Here is a 16,234-nt window from a genome sequence, read left to right as displayed (position 1 = left end):
CCGCGACCAGTCCCGAGGTCCGGATCCGCCGGCGCAGATACAGTTCGACCGTCACCACGTCTCGCACCACGCCGGAGGCGATCGCCTCCTCCACCCCGCCCGAGCGCACGTGCCCGCCGATCGGCAACCGCGAATCCGCCAACGCGAACAACGTCGCCAGACTCGCCGAACCGATTTCACCCACCGACGGATCTTATGCCCGGCGTGTCGTGCAAGCGTGTCCCGGTCACCGCGAACGTGGCCGGGCGCGGACGATATCGCACGTCGCGGGTAGCACCGGGACCGAACGTGATCGCGATACCGAGCGCCGAATTGACGCTGTGCTAATAAAGTCGGAGGGGTGACTGAGACTCCGGCCCAGAGCAACGGACGCCCGCTCGCCGAGCGAGTGGCGAGCCGGCTGTTGTATCCGACCTCCCGGCCGCGCGAGCAGACGTTGCGCGAGGCGGTCGCAGGCAAGGTCGTGCTGGTGACCGGGGCGTCGCACGGCATCGGCAAGGCCAGCGCGCGCAAGCTCGGCGCCGCGGGCGCGATCGTGCTGCTCGTCGCGCGTTCGGCCGACGACTTGCAGCAGGTCGCCGCCGACATCGCGGCCGAGGGCGGCACCGCGCACGTTTATCCCACCGACCTCACCGATATGGACGCCGTCGAGTTGCTGGCGCGCGGGCTGCTCGCCGAGCACGGCCACCTGGACGTGGTGATCAACAACGCGGGCAAGTCGATTCGCCGATCGATCGACGAGTCCTACGACCGCTTCCACGATTTCACCCGCACCATCGACATCAACTATCTCGGCCCGGTGCGGCTGCTGCTCGCGCTGCTGCCGGACATGCGCGAACGCAAGCAGGGTCATATCGTCAACATCTCCACCTGGGGCGTGCTCATGCCGCCCGCGCCGCAGTGGGCGGCCTACGGCGCGTCGAAATCCGCCTTCGACGTCTGGCTGCGCAGCGTCGCCGCCGAGGTGTCCGGCGACGGCGTCACCACCACCTCGATCTACATGCCGCTCGTGCACACCAGGATGAGCGCCCCCACCGATTTCAGCCGGGTGCCGGGCCTCACCGTCGACGAAGCCTCCGACCTGGTCTGCCACGCCGTCACGGCCAAGCCGCGCGAGATCGCGCCTTGGTGGTCCAGCCCCGTCCAGGCCTGGACCAACCTGACCCGCAACCAGGTGCAGCGCTTCTTCGAACGCGCCTTCCGCCGGTGAGCGCTCAGTGCGCCGCGCCCGCGCCCGCGCCCGGCGCCAGACGCCGGGGCGAGGCGAAGTAGGCGATCATCGCCATGGCGACGAGGATGGTCGCGCCCACCGCGGTCGCGATATGCATACCGGAGACGAAGGATTGGCGGGCGGACTCGATGAGCGCCGCGTCGCCGTTCGCCTTCTGGATGGTCTCGCCGATGGTGGCCGCGTAGTCGCCGCCGGACCGGAAGATCAGCGCCGCAAGCGAGCCCAGCAGCGCCAGGCCCAGCGAATTGCCGAGTTCGAAACTGGTCTCGGAGATGCCGACCGCCGAACCGGCTCGCTCGGGCGGCACCGAGGAGACCGCGACATCGGACACCAGGGTGAAGGCGATGCCGTAACCGATGCCCGCGATGGTGGACCCGACCAGGTACCACCAGAGCCCACCGTGCACGCCGACGCCGAGCAGCATCAGATTGCCCACCGCCGCGGCGGCCAGCGCGAAGGTGAAACTGTTGCGGACGCCGAAGCGCTGGCCGACCCGCGCGCCGCTCATCGAGAAGACGAACACCGCCACCGCCATCGGGATACCGAGCAGCGCCGCGGCGAGCGGATCGCGACCGGTGACCGACTGCAGGTAAATGCTGGTGAGGTAGCTCAGCGCGGCCAGCGACATCATGCCGACGAGGCTGGAGCCGATCGCCACCGAGAATCCGGCCCGGGTGAACAGCCGCAGATCCAGCAGCGGGTCGGCGAGTTTGCGCTGCCTGCGCACGAAGATGATCAGCACCACGATGCCGATCAGCGCGATGATGATCGATTCGGCGTCGATCCCTTCCGCCGCCGCGTGTTTGATGCCGTACACCAGCGGCAGGATGCCGCCGATGGACAGCGCGACGCTGGGCAGGTCCAGCGGTCCGCGCACGCCCGCGCGGTGTTCGGGCAGCACGAAGGGGCCGAGCGCCAGCAGGATCAACAGCACCGGGATGTTGATGAGAAACACCGAGCCCCACCAGAATTGGTGCAGCAGCACGCCGCCGATGATCGGCCCGACCGCCGAGCCGCCCGCGAAGAACGCGGTCCACACACCGATCGCCGCCGCACGCTCCTTGGCGTCGGGGAACAGGCTCGAGATCAGCGCCAGGCTGGACGGCAGCAGGGTCGCGCCGCCGATGCCCATCAGCGCCCGGGCCGCGATCAGCACCGCCGAGCTGGGCGCCAGCGCGGCGAGCACCGACGCGATGCCGAAGATGGTGGCGCCGGCCAGCAGGATGTTGCGCCGCCCGATCCGGTCGCCGAGGTTGCCCATGGTGATCAGCAGGCCCGCGATGAGGAAGCCGTAGATATCGAGGATCCACAGCTGCTGCGCGGCGGACGGGTCGAGATCCTCGGTGAGCGTCGGCATGGCCAGGAACAGCACCGAGATGTCCATCGACACCAGCAGCACCGGGAGCAGCAATACCGTCAAGCCCAGCCAGGCACGGCGCGAGCCGGCGGCCGGCGCCTGCGCGGCGCGCGTGGCCTCGACGTCTGTCATCCTGAAATTTCCTCTCCGTCTCGCGTACGCCGTACGCACAAGGTCGGGTACAGTGTACGCAACCTCTCCTGGAAGTGAAAGTGAGTCATGGGATGACTGAGGTCAAGCTCAATCGGGCCGCCATCATCGACACCGCCATCACGCTCGCCGACGAGGAGGGACTCGACGCCCTGTCGATGCGCCGGATCGCCGACACCATGGGCGTCGGCGCCATGTCGCTGTACCGGCACGTCGCGAACAAAGACGAGTTGCTCGCGGCGATGACCGACGAGGTCGCCCGCCGCAATCCGTATCCGTCGCCCGAGGGACAGCAGTGGTCCTGGCGGGACCGGGTGCGGATCGCCGCCGAGGTCGATTGGGCGCTCTACCTGCAACATCCGTGGGTTCTGCTCACCTTCGCCACGCCGCGCTACAGCTTCGGCCCGCAGAGTCTGGCGTGCCTGGCGTGGATGGTCGAGGGTCTTTCCGAACTGAATGTTTCCACGCGCGAGGCCACCACGATGGCGTTCACGATCTGGAACTACATCTCGGGGGCGACACTGCCGCACATCAGCGCCACCCTGATGGCACGCAAAGGCATGAACCCCGAGGGCGACAACGGGCTGCGCACCATGCTGAAAGGAGAATCACAGTATCCGGTGCCGCCCGCGCTGGCCGACCTGGAAGGTACGGGGGTCAGCGACCTCACCCAGGAGGAGCTGCTGTACGTCGGGCTGTCGGCGCTCTGTGACGGTTTCGAGGTCAGGGCGAGGCAGCACGCCGGCTCGGCGTGACCCGCGGGTCGGCGGCGCGGCGCGACGACCGGTCGAGTTGACCTGAACCCAACTTGATGTTGCACGGTGGTCGGCGTCTGCACCACGAACAGGAGCCACCGTGCACGCGATTCGCCTCCATGCCTTCGGCCCGGCCGAAAACCTGCGCTACGAAACCGTTTCCGACCCGCAACCCGCACCGGGGCAGGTGCGGATCGCCGTGGCCGCGGCCGGCGTCCACCTGATCGACACCGCGCTGCGTAAAGGCGCGGCCGGACCGTACCCGGCGCCCGAACTGCCGACGGTGCCCGGGCGCGAGGTGGCCGGAACCATCGACCTGGTCGGCGCCGATGTCGACCCGAGCTGGGTCGGCAAACCCGTGGTGGCCCACCTCGGCATGGTGCCCGGCGGGTACGCGGAACTCGCCGTCACCGAAGTATCTCGGCTGCACGAGATTCCGGACCACCTCGACCCGGCCGAAGCGGTCGCGATGATCGGCACCGGCCGTACCGCCCTCGGCGTTCTATTGTTCGCCGACCTCGGCCCGGACAGTGTCGCCATCGTCACGGCCGCCGCGGGCGGCCTCGGCACGCTGCTGGTGCAGGCCGCGAAGAACGCGGGCGCGACGGTTCTGGGCCTGGCCGGTGGTCCCGCGAAAGTCGAACTGGTGCAACGCAATGGGGCCGACCTCGCGGTCGACTACCTGCGGCCCGACTGGCCGGACCAGGTTCGCGCCTTCCTCGGCGACCGCACCGCGACGATCCTGTTCGACTCGGTCGGCGGCGAGATCACCCGCCGAGCACTGGATCTCGTCGGAAAGGGCGGGCGGCACCTGGTCTACGGCGCGTCCGGGTCCAGCCCGAAAGATGCTGCCACACCGGCCTTTTCCGAAGACGAGCTGGCGGCCCGGGGCATCATCTCGCAACTGGTCGTCGGTCCCGCCATGCTGCAACGGGTCGGCGGTGACCTGCGTCCACTCGAAGACGAGGCGATGGCCGCGGCCGCCGCGGGTCGCCTGCGCCCCGCCGTGCAGCGCTTTCCGCTCGCCGAGGCCGCCGCCGCCCACCGCGCGTTGGAGCAACGCGGCACCACCGGCAAGGTCGTCCTCGTCCCTTGACCCCGAAAAACGATTGAGCCCGCCCCGCGCTCTCCCTACCCTCGACGAGCATGGGCGGAAATACGGGGCTACTCAATGTCGTCGACGTCGAGGCGACGTGCTGGGCGGGCACGCCGCCGCCCGGCGCGGTCAGCGAGATCATCGAAATCGGTGTGACCGTGGTGGATCTGGGCTCCGGCGCGCGGACCGCGAAACATCGGATCCTGGTGCGGCCCGCCCGCTCCACGGTCAGCGAATTCTGCACCGAACTGACCGGGCTCACCCAGGACGAGGTGGATACGGGTATCGAATTCGCCGAAGCCTGCCGCCTGCTCGCGGCCGACCACGCGGCGGGTATGCGCCCGTGGGCCAGCTGGGGCGACTACGACCGCAAGCAGTTCCGCAACCAGTGCGCCGCCACCGGCACCGCCTATCCGTTCGGCGGCCGGCACACCAACGCCAAGCTGCTGTTCAGCGAGGCCTACGGATTGCCGAAGCGGCAGGGGATGGCGGGCGCGTTGCAGATCGCGGGGCTACCGCTGGAAGGGCGGCACCACAGCGGCGCGGACGACGCGTGGAACATCGCCGCACTGGTCCTCGACATCGCAGGCCGCGGGGCCTGGCGGGTGACGAACACCGGCTGACGTCGCCGCTGCGGACGGGTGATCCGCAGCGGCACAACGAATTCAGTCGTCCGCGTCGCCGTTCACCACGGCGTAGGCGAAGCCGTCCCAGCCCTTGCTGCCGACGGTTTGCACCACGGTGGCGTCGAGGGTCGGTTCGGCGGCGAGCAGCGCGAGGACCTCGCGGCTGGCCTGGATCATCGGGTCGGTCGAGTCCGCGTCGGCCACGCCGCCCTCGCGCACGACGTTGTCGACGATGATCACCGAGCCGGGACGGGTCAACCGCAGCGCCCACTGCACGTAGTTCGAATTGTTGACCTTGTCGGCGTCGATGAACACCAGATCGAACGGCTCGGGGTTCTCCTCGGCCAGAACCGGCAGGTTGTCCAGGGCCGCGCCGACCCGGATCTCGACGCGGTCGCCGACACCGGCGCGGTCCAGGTTCTGCCGGGCCACCTCGGCATGCTTCGGCTGGTATTCGAAGGTGATCACCTGGCCCTTCGCGCCGACCGCGCGAGCCAGCCAGATCGTGCTGTACCCGCCCAGCGTGCCGATCTCCAGCACGCGCCGCGCCCGCGCGGTCTTCGCCAGCAGATAGAGGAACTTGCCCTGCGGCGGGGAGACGTCGATCGCGGGCAGTTCCGCCGCGGCGTTCGCGGTCAAGGCCGCCGCCGTCGCCACGTCCTGCACGAGGGTGTCCACCAGGTAGCGGTCCACATCGGCCCAATCAGGTGTCGTCATACCGAAAAGTCTGCCACCGTGACCGGATCGGCGTGTCCGGCCCGCGCGTGCCGTGGCGCACATTCCCGCCTGCCTTGGCGAATTCCACGCACCCGCCCCCGCACACCAGATCGAGTGCGGCACTCCACCAGATCAACCCCGACAGCCAGATGATGTCCGTGATGCCGACCGGCGGCGCGCACAGCCCGCACTGGACGGAACCGGTGCGGCTAATGCGGGTCGTCGTCGACCGGCAGCGGCCAGCGGTCGATGCGGTCCAGCGCGGTCAAGGGTGGGGTGCGGTCGAGGAGGGCGCGCAGGCCGAGGCGGCGGGGGGCGGTGAGCCGCGAATCGGCTTGGGCCGCATAGTGTCCGGCGTAGCGCAGACCGCGGTGCAGGCGGCGGGCTTCGGCGAGCCAGCCGGTGATCTGGCGCGTCACCTCGGAGGCGGACAAGCCGGGACCGAGTAGCGTCGCGGCGTGACCGGGCTCCTCCAGCAGGGCCGAGCCGAGATGTTGCAGGCAGCGGGCGATGCCGTGCTCGTCCACCATGACGCGATACTCGCCGAGCGCCTGCTGCCAGCGGTGCAACGCCTTGGCCGAGTCACCGCGCACCCACCAGACGATGCCCATGGTCTCGTGCACGTGCGCACGACCGTCCGGGTCCCGACCGGTGCGGGTGAGCGATTCGGCCAGGTCGAGCCGGTCCTTGGCGGCGTCGAGCCGCCCTTGCCACAGATGCGCGATGGCCAGGTTGATCAGCGCGCACAGCTCGCCCGCCACGTCTTCACGCGGCAGCAGCCACCACGACGCCTCCAATTGCGCGACTACCCCGGGCAGTTCCTGCGGCACGGCCCGGTCCAGCCGGCGCAGCGCGTCTCGGTGTTCCCACCGCGCGGCCAAACTGGTGGACAGATTGCGCGGCCGATAGCGACCGGGCCGGTCCCGCAGCAGGTTCGCCCGCATCCGCACCAGATCCCGGTGCAGCACATGGTCGTTCAGCCCCGGTATCTCGCACATCTTCACCGCGAGTTCGCCGTGGTTCTCCCCCAAGCCGATTCGTGCGTGCCAGGTGTCCAGCGCGTCCCCGATCCGCACCAGCTCCGGCACCACGGCCGCGGGCAGCGCCGCGCCGAGTTGCGCGCACCGCGTGACGAGCGTGCGCAGATACTCTTCCTCGGCCTCGAACCAGCGCCGCGCCCCGGCCGCGAAACGCACCGTCTCCAAGGCGATCGCCCAGCGGCCCGCGCGATCGGCGTAGTGGTGTACCAGCGCCGCCAGTGCCGCGGGCCAGCGCGCGCCCTCGCGCACCTCCGCTTGCTCCGGCAGCACCGGCACCTTGCGCAGGCAATAGCGTTGCGCGCCCGCGGTTGTCACAATGTTTTCCCGGCGCAGGGTGTCCAGCAGCACCGCGGCTGTCGGGCGCGAAGCCAACCGCTCCAGCGGTAGCCGGGCGGGCGCGTCGAGCGCCGCCCCCAGGACCGCGAGCAGCGCGGCGGCCTCGAAGTCGCGCACCGGCAGCTCGCGCAACACCGCCGCGATGATCCGGCCGTTCAGCGCCGGGGTGCGGCGCGGCGGGCCCGGACACCGGTGCGCCGTCGCCCGCTGCGGCGCGGGCTCGACCAGATCGGCGAGCAACGCGAGTTCCGCGCTGACGCGCACTCTTTCGCGGTACCACTGGACGAAGCGGTAGCCCACATACGCGGCCGCCGCGACGATGACGAGCACCGACAGCCACCGCAGGGTGCCCGCGAGCACCTTGACCGCCGTGCTGTCGCCCAGCGAGTTGATCACCAGACTGCGCGCCAGCTCGAACAGCAGCGCGTACGCCACCACCGAGGCGGTGCCCAGAAACCCTTGCCAGACAGTGGATCTCGGCGTACTCGGTGCCGCCGCCGGGTCGTCGCGGCGGGCGTGCGGGTCCGGATCGTTCATGCCCGCACCACGCCGATCCCGGCCCGCCGCACGATGTTCCGGCACCTGTCGCTCATCGCAACGTTCCTCTGGTGAGGCCGGGCACCAACCAGCGCCGCCAGGTCGCCAGCAGCAGCGCGACCGGCAGGATCGCCGAGATCAACGCACCGGCCGCCAATTGCGCCGAGTTCTCGCCGAATTGGCGCGCCTCGCCCCACAGCAGCAGCGACCACGGCGTCGCGCCCGCACCGCTGATCAGCAACCCGATCACGAAATCGTTCCACACCTGGATGAATTCGAGCACCGCCACCGCGCCCAGCGCCGGCCCCGCGGAGGCCAGCACGCGCCGCGCGATGGTGCCGGGACCGGCCAGGCCGTGCAGCGCGTCGGCGGCCGGACTGTCCGGCGGCGCGAGCAATGCGCCGCGCAGCACCAGGATCGCGATCGGCAGACCCGCGGCGGCGTGCAGCAGGATCAACGGAATCCGGGTGCCGGACAGCCCGTAAGCATCGATGAAGGTGTTCACCGGGCCCAGATAGCTCTGCACCGGCAGCACGGAGAGCACCACCAGCGCCACCACCGCGCTCATCGCGGCGGGCCGGTTCGGCCGCAGCGTGGCGAGCCGATACGCCACCGGCGCCCCGGCGGCCACCACGACCAGGGTGGCCAAACCCGCCACCCACACGGTGGTCTCGAGCGAGCGCAGCAGCGCGGGATCCCGCCACACCCGGACGATCGCGCCGGTGCCATAGCCGTCGCCGTCCCGCAGGCAGGTGTGGACCAGCCAGCCGATCGGTACCAGGGCGAGCAGCGAGACCAGCACGATCCCCAACAGCCGCAACGGTTTCCGCCGAGGCCGCGCAGCCGCTTCAACCGTTGCGGTCGGCGCGGACCAGCTGGTCCGGTGCCTGCGGATGTCGGTCTGCAACAGCCAGGCCAGGAACCCGACCAGCACCGCCAGCGGTAGACCGTAGGCGGCGGCCACGCCTGGGTCCACCGCCGCGTCGACGGCCATCCGCCACCAGTACACGGTGGCGCTGTCCAGCTCGTACTGCATCGAACCGGGCACGCCGATCAGCACCACATCGAACACCCGCGCCGCGGCGACGCCGACGGCGAGGCCGACGATCAACACCACCGGGCGCAGTAATACGAACAGGCGCACCGGAAACCGGCCCGCACCGTGATGCAGGAAGCCCGACTGGACCGCATCGGTCTCGATGGCCCGGATACCCGCCCGGAACAGCCCGGTGACGAAACCGAACCAGGTCCACACGAAAGCCGAACACAGCATCAGGCCGTACCAGATCCGATATCCCAGCACGCTTTCGATGCCGAGCAGGTCGCCGCAGAACTCGAAGATCAGCCGGAACGCGACGCCGGACACCACCGCCGAAATGCCGAACGAGACGATGAGCGGCCGCCACAGCCACTGCGAATCGCGCGCCCACCAAGCCACACACAGTGCCGCGGCCAGCATGAGCACTCCCACCAGCAGCCAGCCGAGCGTACGCACATAGGCCCAGCTCCCGTCCCCGCCGAGCGCCGTGCAGAGCAGCCACAGGCCGCCGAACGACAGCACCAGCGCAGCGGCCCACAGCACCAGCCGAAAAGTGCGCAGCAGCACCCGAATCGTCCACAGCGGCAAAGGTGTTCGCCGCCGCACCAGCCCTCGGCCGACCCACCGCAACCAGCCGCCCCGCCGATGCCTGGCCGATTGGGTGAGACCCACCGCCCCGAGCACGACGAACAGGCAGGAGACCACCAGCAGCGGACGGGCCCGCGCCGCGCTCACCACGGTCCATACCACCGGCACCACGACCAGCGACACCGTCAGCACCGTGGCGGGCAGCGCGGCCGCCACACCCGTCCAGCGCCGCGGGTGACTCCCCGCGATCAGTGGACCGCGCATGCGCCGACCGGTGAGCTGCAGTTGCAGTCCGTGCGCCTGGAAGTGCCGCTGTTCGGTCACCGCCGCCGCCGATCCACCGCGTCGAGGGCGGTGATCGCGCGGTCGGTCGCCTCGTCCAGTCGTTCCGTCGCCCCGTTGCCGACCGTGGTGAAGAAGTCGGTGAGGATGCGCCACAGCCCGTTCCGGCCGCCGACGGCGCCGATCCGATCGGACAGATCGAACGCGCTGCGCGTCCGCAGGGTGCGCGCCACCGGTTCCAGTAGCGCCGAATACCGGGCCTCGGTACGGAGATTCGGCGCGATGAAGCCGCCGTAGCCCTCGATCCACGGGACCGGTGCCGTCGGCGCGGCAAGTGCCGCAACGAGATCCATGGCCCGGTCGGTGGCCGACTCGGTCACCACCATCACGTCGCCGCCGACGATCCGCGGCGCGGCCACCTCCGGCGTGACGGCCGGAAACGCGGCGACGCCGACCGCCTCTTCCCGCCGTCTCGACCGGCGCACCGCGGCACGCACGATCGGCTCGGCGAAATCCGGCGCGACCACCATCACCGCGCGCCGGTGCTCGAACACCTCGCGCACCGCGTCGGGGAACTGCCTGGTCAAGGCCACCGCGATACCGCCGGGGAAGGCGTGCCGGTGCCCCCACAGCGAGCCCAGATGCCGGAAAGCGGCCCGCACCGCGGGACTTTCCCAGGTGCGATCGGCGCGGCCCGCGGCGACCTCGTCGTAGATGCGCGGGGATTCGGCGAGCAGCGCGTTCTCGAACACGTCGGTGAGCACCCAACCGTCGGCCGCGCCGAGCGCGAGCAACCGCACCGGCGAGTCGGCGAGGAACTCCATCCGGTCCAGCCAGTCCGCTAGGGTCCAGCCCGCCGGGTCCCCGAGCCGGTATCGCTCGACCAGCTGCCGGTCGTACCAGACCATCGACTTGTCGGCGGCCTTGAACGGCACGCCATAGGGTTTTCCGTTGTGCTGCAACAGCTGTCGCCAGATCTCGGGATAGGCCGGGTTCGCGCCGTCGGACCACAGCCGCTCGGACACCGGGCGCAGCTTGCGCCGCTCCGCGAGCGGGCGCACCCGGCCCGCCTGCGGCAGCATCACGATGTCGGGCGCGGAGCGGCCGCCCGCGGTGAACGCGGTCTCGATCTCGTCGCCGAGCGGCACCACGTCCACCGGATGGGGATAGCCGAGGCGGGCCAGCACCGCGCGGAACGCCGTCAGCTCGGTCCCGCTCCACGACACCCCGACGCGCACCGCGCCGGGGTTGCCGAGCAGCAGATCGGGGGCGCAGGCGGCGGCGAGCGGCGCGACGAGCGCCACCTGCAAGAGTTCTCGCCTGGTTCGCATCAACCCCCCGGAGCCGTCTCGTCGCCGAGAATCGGCCTACTTCGAAAAGTTCTCCGGCGGCTGCCACGGCCTGCCGTGCGGATCCTCGGGCCGGTAGGCCGGTTGTTGCTGCGGCGGCTGCGGTTGCTGCGGCGGTTGCGGTTGCAGCGCCTGCTGTTCCTCCTGCGGCGGCAACACCGACTGATGCGGTGCCGGCTGATGCGGCGCCGCGGGCGGCGGCGACATCAAACCCTCCACCGGCGTGCGCGCGGTGGCCTCGGCCGCGCGGACCGCGCGCTCGATGGTCGGGTCCGACGCCGTGTCGAACCAGTCGGCGACGTCGGAGTCGTCCTCCACCTTGACCTGCTCGCCATCGGAAGACGGTGGCTCGTAACGGAACACGCCGTCCTCGCCCTTGGTGGCGAAGCTGGTCGCGAAGCCTTCGAGCGCCTTGCCGAAATCGCTGGGCACCAGCCACACCTTGTTGGCGTCGCCGCGCGCGACCATCGGCAGCGTCTGCATGTACTGGTAGGCAAGCAGTTCCGGCGTCGGCTTGCCGTTCTTGATTGCGGCGAAGACCTTTTCGATGGCCTTGGCCTGACCCTGCGCCTGGAGATAGGACGCCGCCCGCTCGCCCTGGGCGCGCAGGATGCGGCTCTGCCGTTCGCCTTCGGCCGCGAGGATGGCCGACTGCTTGGCGCCCTCGGCGGACAGGATCTGGGCCTGCTTGGAACCCTCCGCGGTCTTGATCTGTGATTCGCGGGTGCCCTCCGCGGTGAGGATCATGGCGCGCTTCTCGCGATCGGCCTTCATCTGCTTTTCCATCGACTCCTGGATCGACGGCGGCGGATCGATGCTCTTCAGCTCGACCCGCGCCACCCGCAGCCCCCAGCGGCCGGTGGCCTCGTCCAGCACGCCGCGCAGCTGACCGTTGATCTGATCGCGGGAGGTCAGGGTCTGTTCCAGGGTCATGCCGCCGACCACGTTGCGCAGCGTGGTGACGGTGAGCTGCTCGACCGCGGCGATGTAGTTGCTGATCTCGTAGACCGCCGCCTGCGGGCTGGTGACCTGGAAGTACACCACGGTGTCGATATGCAGGGTCAGGTTGTCCTCGGTGATCACCGGCTGCGGCGGGAAGGACACCACCCGCTCGCGCAGGTCCACCTTGGCGCGGATGCGGTCGGCGAACGGCACGAGGAACGTCAGCTGGCCGGACACGGTGCGCGAGTACCGGCCCAGCCGCTCGATCACCGCCGCCTCCGCCTGCGGCACCAGCGCGATCGACTTGAAGACCACCACCACGACCAGCAGGACGAGTACGGCGGCAACGATCAGTACAGCCATCACGGCCCCTTCCACACGACGGCGGTCGCGCCGTCGATCCTCATCACGAACACTTTCGTACCCGGTTCGTACACCTCGGTCTCGTCCATCGGTCGCGCGGTCCACACTTCCCCGCTCAGCTTCACCTGACCGGAATGCGCGTCCACCTGCTCCAGCACCAGCGCCGACTTGCCTTGCAGGGCTTCGACGTTCGTCGGAATCGGCGGCGGATTGCCGAACCGGCGGCGCAGCACCGGCCGCACCCCGAGAAACAACACCAGCGTCAGCACGCCGAAGACGAGGGCGTCCACCACCACCGACGTGCCGGCGACGGAACTCACACCCGCGGTGCCCAGCGCGGCGACGCCGAGCATGAGCAAGGTCAGGTCCCCGGTGAGCATTTCCGCGGCCGCGAGCAGTATCCCCGCGACCAGCCAAACTATTGCGGCCACGCTGCCCACTCTAGTGCGCGTCCGCGACCGGATGCGCTGGTTGTCGATCATGTGTGCCTGGAATGTTGTAGACCGGCGTGTCGACCGTCTCCCCCGCGATTCGCGGAACCGAATACGGATGTCCGCCTGCTAAGTTCGGGCGGATGAGCGGGCATGACAGGTACGGCGGCGATATCTTCTCCGGGCATTCCCGGGCGAAAAAGCGGGCGGTACCGCAGGTCAGCGCCGAACGCGACCTCGTCGTCGAGGACGCGGCCAGCGGATTCTGCGGCGCCGTGGTGGGTTTCGACCGCAGCTACGACGGCGAGTTCGTCAAACTGGAGGACGCGCGCGGCGCGGTACGGCTGTTCGCCCTGCGCGAGGCCGCGTTCCTGATCGACGGCCGGCCGGTCACGCTGGTCCGGCCGACGGCCGCGGCACCGCAGAAACCGACACGGTCCGCTTCCGGCTCCACCAGGGTCGAGGGGCTGCGCGCGCGGGTCGCCAGGACCAGCCGGATCTGGGTGGAGGGCGTGCACGACGCCGCGCTGGTCGAGCGGGTCTGGGGCCACGATCTGCGGGTCGAAGGCGTGGTCGTGGAGCATCTGGAGGGGCTGGACAACCTGGCCGAGCGGCTCGTCGAGTTCGAGCCCGGCCCGGGCAGGCGGGTGGGCGTGCTGGTCGACCACCTGGTCACCGGCTCGAAGGAGACCCAGCTCACCACCGGGCTCGGCCCGCACGTACTGGTCACCGGCCATCCGTTCATCGACGTGTGGCAGGCGGTGCGGCCCGCCACGGTCGGCATCGACGCGTGGCCGCAGGTGCCGCGCGGCGAGGACTGGAAAACCGGCATCTGCGACCGGCTGGGCTGGGGCACCCCGCAGGACGGCTGGCGCCGGATCTACGGCGCGGTCGAGTCCTTCCGGGACCTCGAGGCACCGCTCATCGGGGCGGTGGAACGGCTCATCGACTTCGTCACCGAGCCGGAATAGGCGCGTCCGCCGAGGTACTCGCGGCGCTGCTCAGGAATGCCCCTCGCGGGAATGCCCGTGAATAACCATCACCCTTTATGCTCGATAATTATGTGCTCTCCTAGTGCCACGCTGACGGTGTGGGCCGGCTCCTGGCTGGCCGGCTGCAGCGCGCCCGACGACGTATTGGAGGCCCTGCACGCCTGGGCGGGCCGGCACACCATCGCGGCCGGCGACCCGGTCACCGGTGGCCGCTCCGATCTGCCGTGGTCGTCGCGCGGCAACCTGCCGGGCACCGGGATGATGGCGCTGCTCAAGGTGATTCGCGAGGCGATGGCCGAGCCGGGCGCGAAGATCCGGCTGGTGCTGCCGGTGCCGGGCGACGTGCGCGGCCTGCCGGTCGGCACCGCCTTCGCCGCCGACGCGATCGAGGCGCAGGAGGGTCTGCTGCTCGGCGCGCCGGGCACGGAGGGCACCGGCCTGATCCCGCAGTGGACCGACGAGGACACCTTGCAATGGTCGGTCTACAGCACGCCGATTCCGGCGGAGCCCGGCCCCGACATGTCGCTCGGCGAGGCGGAATACGCTATGCGCGAAGCAGTCCGCGACGCCGCCGACGCGCTGATGCAGTTGCACACCACCTCGGTCGGGTCGGCCGATTCGGATCCGCGCGAACTCATCGAGGCCGAGCTCGCGGACTACTCCCGGCACGACTACCCGGACTCGATTCCGCTGCGGGCCAGGAAGATTCTGGACACCGCCGACCATGTCGCCGCGATTCTCACTGTGGCGCAACGGGAACCGGCTTCCTCGCCGACCTCGGCGACCGCCATCGGCGCCCAGGAGTCGCTGCTGCGCCCACTGTGGGACGCGATCCGCGCGGCCAGGCTGGTCGCGGTGCACGCGGCGGCACGCAGCGCCTGAGTGCCCGCTTCGGGGCGTTTGTCTCGTTGCGCCGCAATCGAATCCGCTTCCGGTCGCGCGCGGGACGGTCCCGCAATAGTGTGCTTCGAGAAGTCGAGCAAAGGAGGTGCGCGATGCGCTGCACCGCGATACTCGCGGCCGTCGTCACCGCGGCGGCGATCGGCATCGGCCTGCCCGCCATGCCGCAGGCGGCCGCGGTGGTCGGCGGAAAACCGGCCGACGCGTCCGCGTACCCGTGGTTGGTGGCGATCGGCACTCCCCTGCTGCCGCTGCGCCCGGGCGGGCAATTCTGCGCGGGCGCGCTGATCGCCCCCGACCAGGTGGTCACTGCGGCACACTGCGCCGTGTTCACCGGGCGGGTACCCGCCGCGCTGCGCGTCACCTTCGACCGGTCCGATTTGCGCACCGACGCGGGCACCTCGGTCCGCGTCACCGGCGTCCGGGTACATCCGGATTTCCGGGTCACCGTGTTCGGCGCCGATCTCGCGTACCACAACGATCTGGCCATCCTCACGCTCGACCATCCGGTCCAGCGCCCGACCGTGCGCATCGCCGCGGCGCACGGCACTTCGGGCACCATTCTGGGCTGGGGCGCGACCTCGGACGACGACTGGGCGAACCCGCTGCTGCACGCCGCCGCCGTCCCACTCGACGCCGACTGCGCCGCCTACGGCGACGCCTTCGACCCCCGAGAAGCGTTGTGCGCCGGGTCGACCGACGCCGACGCCAACCAATTCGACAGCGGCGGCCCACTTCTCGTCGAAGGCGAACTGGTCGCCCTCACCTCGTGGGGCAAAGGCGCAGCCGAGCCCGGCTACCCCGGCATCTACACCCGCCTGTCCACCGTCATGTTCTGACGGGCGAGGGCGCCTATCGCGTTGCCGCCCCAACTGATTCGGTGGCCCTATCGGATCCCGCACCCCTTCTGTCGCGAGACACGGAGTGTCGCACGGCGAGTCGGGGTGCGGGAGGTCAGAGAGGGTGCGCGAACCCCGAATCAGTGCTGCTGGTGCGGCGGATACGAGGACTGCTGCGGGTACTGCTGGCCCTGCGGCTGGTAGGGCTGCTGGTACGGCTGGCCCTGATAGGGCTGTTGACCCTGATACGGCTGCTGGCCCTGATACGGCTGCTGGTATCCCGGCTGCTGTCCCGGATAAGCCTGCTGCTGCGGGTACCCCTGCTGCTGCGGGTACTGCTGCCCGGGGTACTGCTGCTGCCCGGCTATCTGCTGCTGGTACGGCTGCGCGCCGTTACCGTGCGGCGGCAGCTGGTTCTGGTTCTGTCCTCTGTTTCTCCGGGAGAGCCAGATGATGACGACCATGCCGACGACGACCAGACCGAGGCAGATCAGCCCCACGACCCACGAGCCACCTTTGCCGCCCCGGCTCCCCCGCCGGCGTGCTTCCGTGGTTTCCAGTGCTGCCGTCCACACGGTGTCGTCGGACCACGCCCCCAGGTCCAACAGTCCGGTAGTGGTCATCATGTCGATATATGTCATCAATTCTCACCTTGCGCCCCGCT

Annotated in this window: 15 protein-coding genes and 1 pseudogene; 7 read left to right on the top strand and 9 right to left on the bottom strand. The window is 70.1% G+C overall.

The window, feature by feature from the left end; translation table 11 throughout:
• Positions 1–184, bottom strand: a pseudogene (locus tag TY25_RS22375) (urease accessory protein UreF); the annotation flags it as partial.
• 156 nt (positions 185–340) lie between these two features.
• Here TY25_RS22375 and TY25_RS22370 point away from each other — a divergent pair.
• Positions 341–1,210 (top strand): SDR family NAD(P)-dependent oxidoreductase, encoded by an 870-nt coding sequence (locus TY25_RS22370; protein ID WP_226887275.1) that lies wholly within the window; start codon positions 341–343, stop codon positions 1,208–1,210.
• 4 nt (positions 1,211–1,214) lie between these two features.
• On the opposite strand, the gene TY25_RS22365 is transcribed toward TY25_RS22370, so the two are convergent.
• The gene (locus TY25_RS22365; protein WP_042258956.1) at positions 1,215–2,720 is read right to left on the bottom strand and encodes an MFS transporter; all 1,506 of its coding nucleotides are present in this window, start codon (positions 2,718–2,720) and stop codon (positions 1,215–1,217) included.
• 92 nt (positions 2,721–2,812) lie between these two features.
• Between TY25_RS22365 and TY25_RS22360 the strand changes: the two genes are divergently transcribed.
• From TY25_RS22360 to TY25_RS22350, 3 genes are all read left to right on the top strand, one after another.
• Positions 2,813–3,493, top strand: coding sequence for a TetR/AcrR family transcriptional regulator (locus TY25_RS22360; protein WP_042258955.1), 681 nt, complete (start codon positions 2,813–2,815; stop codon positions 3,491–3,493).
• A 100-nt stretch (positions 3,494–3,593) separates the two neighbouring features.
• Positions 3,594–4,589, top strand: a complete 996-nt coding sequence (locus TY25_RS22355) for a zinc-binding dehydrogenase (RefSeq protein WP_042258954.1) — start codon at positions 3,594–3,596, stop codon at positions 4,587–4,589.
• Positions 4,590–4,639: 50 nt separating this feature from the next.
• Positions 4,640–5,212: a 3'-5' exonuclease gene (locus TY25_RS22350; RefSeq protein WP_042258953.1), complete on the top strand. Its 573-nt coding sequence runs from the start codon at positions 4,640–4,642 to the stop codon at positions 5,210–5,212.
• A 42-nt stretch (positions 5,213–5,254) separates the two neighbouring features.
• Here TY25_RS22350 and TY25_RS22345 read toward each other — a convergent pair whose 3' ends face one another.
• From TY25_RS22345 to TY25_RS22320, 6 genes are all read right to left on the bottom strand, one after another.
• Entirely contained in the window at positions 5,255–5,932 is a 678-nt protein-coding gene (locus TY25_RS22345; protein ID WP_042258952.1) for an O-methyltransferase, read from the bottom strand.
• A gap of 209 nt (positions 5,933–6,141) precedes the next feature.
• Positions 6,142–7,890, bottom strand: coding sequence for a hypothetical protein (locus TY25_RS22340; protein ID WP_146153927.1), 1,749 nt, complete (start codon positions 7,888–7,890; stop codon positions 6,142–6,144).
• Between the two features lie 7 nt (positions 7,891–7,897).
• On the bottom strand, positions 7,898–9,796 hold the full coding sequence (locus TY25_RS22335; RefSeq protein WP_042258948.1) for a hypothetical protein: 1,899 nt from the start codon (positions 9,794–9,796) through the stop codon (positions 7,898–7,900).
• Positions 9,793–11,085: an ABC transporter substrate-binding protein gene (locus TY25_RS22330; protein WP_042258947.1), complete on the bottom strand. Its 1,293-nt coding sequence runs from the start codon at positions 11,083–11,085 to the stop codon at positions 9,793–9,795. The genes TY25_RS22335 and TY25_RS22330 overlap by 4 nt, the downstream gene beginning before the upstream one ends.
• A gap of 36 nt (positions 11,086–11,121) precedes the next feature.
• On the bottom strand, positions 11,122–12,408 hold the full coding sequence (locus TY25_RS22325; RefSeq protein WP_042258946.1) for an SPFH domain-containing protein: 1,287 nt from the start codon (positions 12,406–12,408) through the stop codon (positions 11,122–11,124).
• Positions 12,408–12,839 carry an NfeD family protein gene (locus tag TY25_RS22320; RefSeq protein ID WP_042258988.1) on the bottom strand — a complete coding sequence of 144 codons (432 nt, stop codon included), beginning with the start codon at positions 12,837–12,839 and terminating at the stop codon, positions 12,408–12,410. The genes TY25_RS22325 and TY25_RS22320 overlap by 1 nt, the downstream gene beginning before the upstream one ends.
• Before the next feature lie 143 nt (positions 12,840–12,982).
• On the opposite strand from TY25_RS22320, the gene TY25_RS22315 reads away from it, so the two are divergent.
• The 3 genes from TY25_RS22315 to TY25_RS22305 all read left to right on the top strand — a co-directional run bounded on the left by TY25_RS22315 (position 12,983) and on the right by TY25_RS22305 (position 15,570).
• Positions 12,983–13,810: a DUF3097 domain-containing protein gene (locus TY25_RS22315; RefSeq protein WP_042258945.1), complete on the top strand. Its 828-nt coding sequence runs from the start codon at positions 12,983–12,985 to the stop codon at positions 13,808–13,810.
• Between the two features lie 90 nt (positions 13,811–13,900).
• Complete coding sequence (locus TY25_RS22310; RefSeq protein ID WP_042258944.1) at positions 13,901–14,713, top strand: Rv1486c family protein; 813 nt, start codon at positions 13,901–13,903, stop codon at positions 14,711–14,713.
• 113 nt (positions 14,714–14,826) lie between these two features.
• Positions 14,827–15,570, top strand: coding sequence for a S1 family peptidase (locus TY25_RS22305; protein WP_042258943.1), 744 nt, complete (start codon positions 14,827–14,829; stop codon positions 15,568–15,570).
• Between the two features lie 140 nt (positions 15,571–15,710).
• Here the strand turns inward: TY25_RS22305 and TY25_RS43500 are convergent, their stop codons facing one another.
• Positions 15,711–16,211 (bottom strand): hypothetical protein, encoded by a 501-nt coding sequence (locus TY25_RS43500; protein WP_052383119.1) that lies wholly within the window; start codon positions 16,209–16,211, stop codon positions 15,711–15,713.
• Positions 16,212–16,234: the final 23 nt, after the last annotated feature.

This window comes from Nocardia brasiliensis NBRC 14402 (assembly GCF_000308475.2).
GTDB classification, from domain to species: Bacteria; Actinomycetota; Actinomycetes; order Mycobacteriales; family Mycobacteriaceae; genus Nocardia; species Nocardia brasiliensis.
The sequence above is the reverse complement of the archived record's forward strand: the minus strand, read 5'-3'. Positions and strand labels throughout refer to the sequence as shown.

Bases quoted from the DNA above. Each gene is read 5' to 3' on its own strand.
- TY25_RS22325 (WP_042258946.1), bottom strand. From the start codon at position 12,408: ATGGCTGTACTGATCGTTGCCGCCGTACTCGTCCTGCTGGTCGTGGTG.
- TY25_RS43500 (WP_052383119.1), bottom strand. From the start codon at position 16,211: ATGACATATATCGACATGATGACCACTACCGGACTGTTGGACCTGGGG.
- TY25_RS22345 (WP_042258952.1), bottom strand. From the start codon at position 5,932: ATGACGACACCTGATTGGGCCGATGTGGACCGCTACCTGGTGGACACC.
- TY25_RS22360 (WP_042258955.1), top strand. From the start codon at position 2,813: ATGACTGAGGTCAAGCTCAATCGGGCCGCCATCATCGACACCGCCATC.
- TY25_RS22315 (WP_042258945.1), top strand. From the start codon at position 12,983: ATGAGCGGGCATGACAGGTACGGCGGCGATATCTTCTCCGGGCATTCC.
- TY25_RS22330 (WP_042258947.1), bottom strand. From the start codon at position 11,085: ATGCGAACCAGGCGAGAACTCTTGCAGGTGGCGCTCGTCGCGCCGCTC.
- TY25_RS22365 (WP_042258956.1), bottom strand. From the start codon at position 2,720: ATGACAGACGTCGAGGCCACGCGCGCCGCGCAGGCGCCGGCCGCCGGC.
- TY25_RS22310 (WP_042258944.1), top strand. From the start codon at position 13,901: ATGTGCTCTCCTAGTGCCACGCTGACGGTGTGGGCCGGCTCCTGGCTG.
- TY25_RS22305 (WP_042258943.1), top strand. From the start codon at position 14,827: ATGCGCTGCACCGCGATACTCGCGGCCGTCGTCACCGCGGCGGCGATC.
- TY25_RS22350 (WP_042258953.1), top strand. From the start codon at position 4,640: ATGGGCGGAAATACGGGGCTACTCAATGTCGTCGACGTCGAGGCGACG.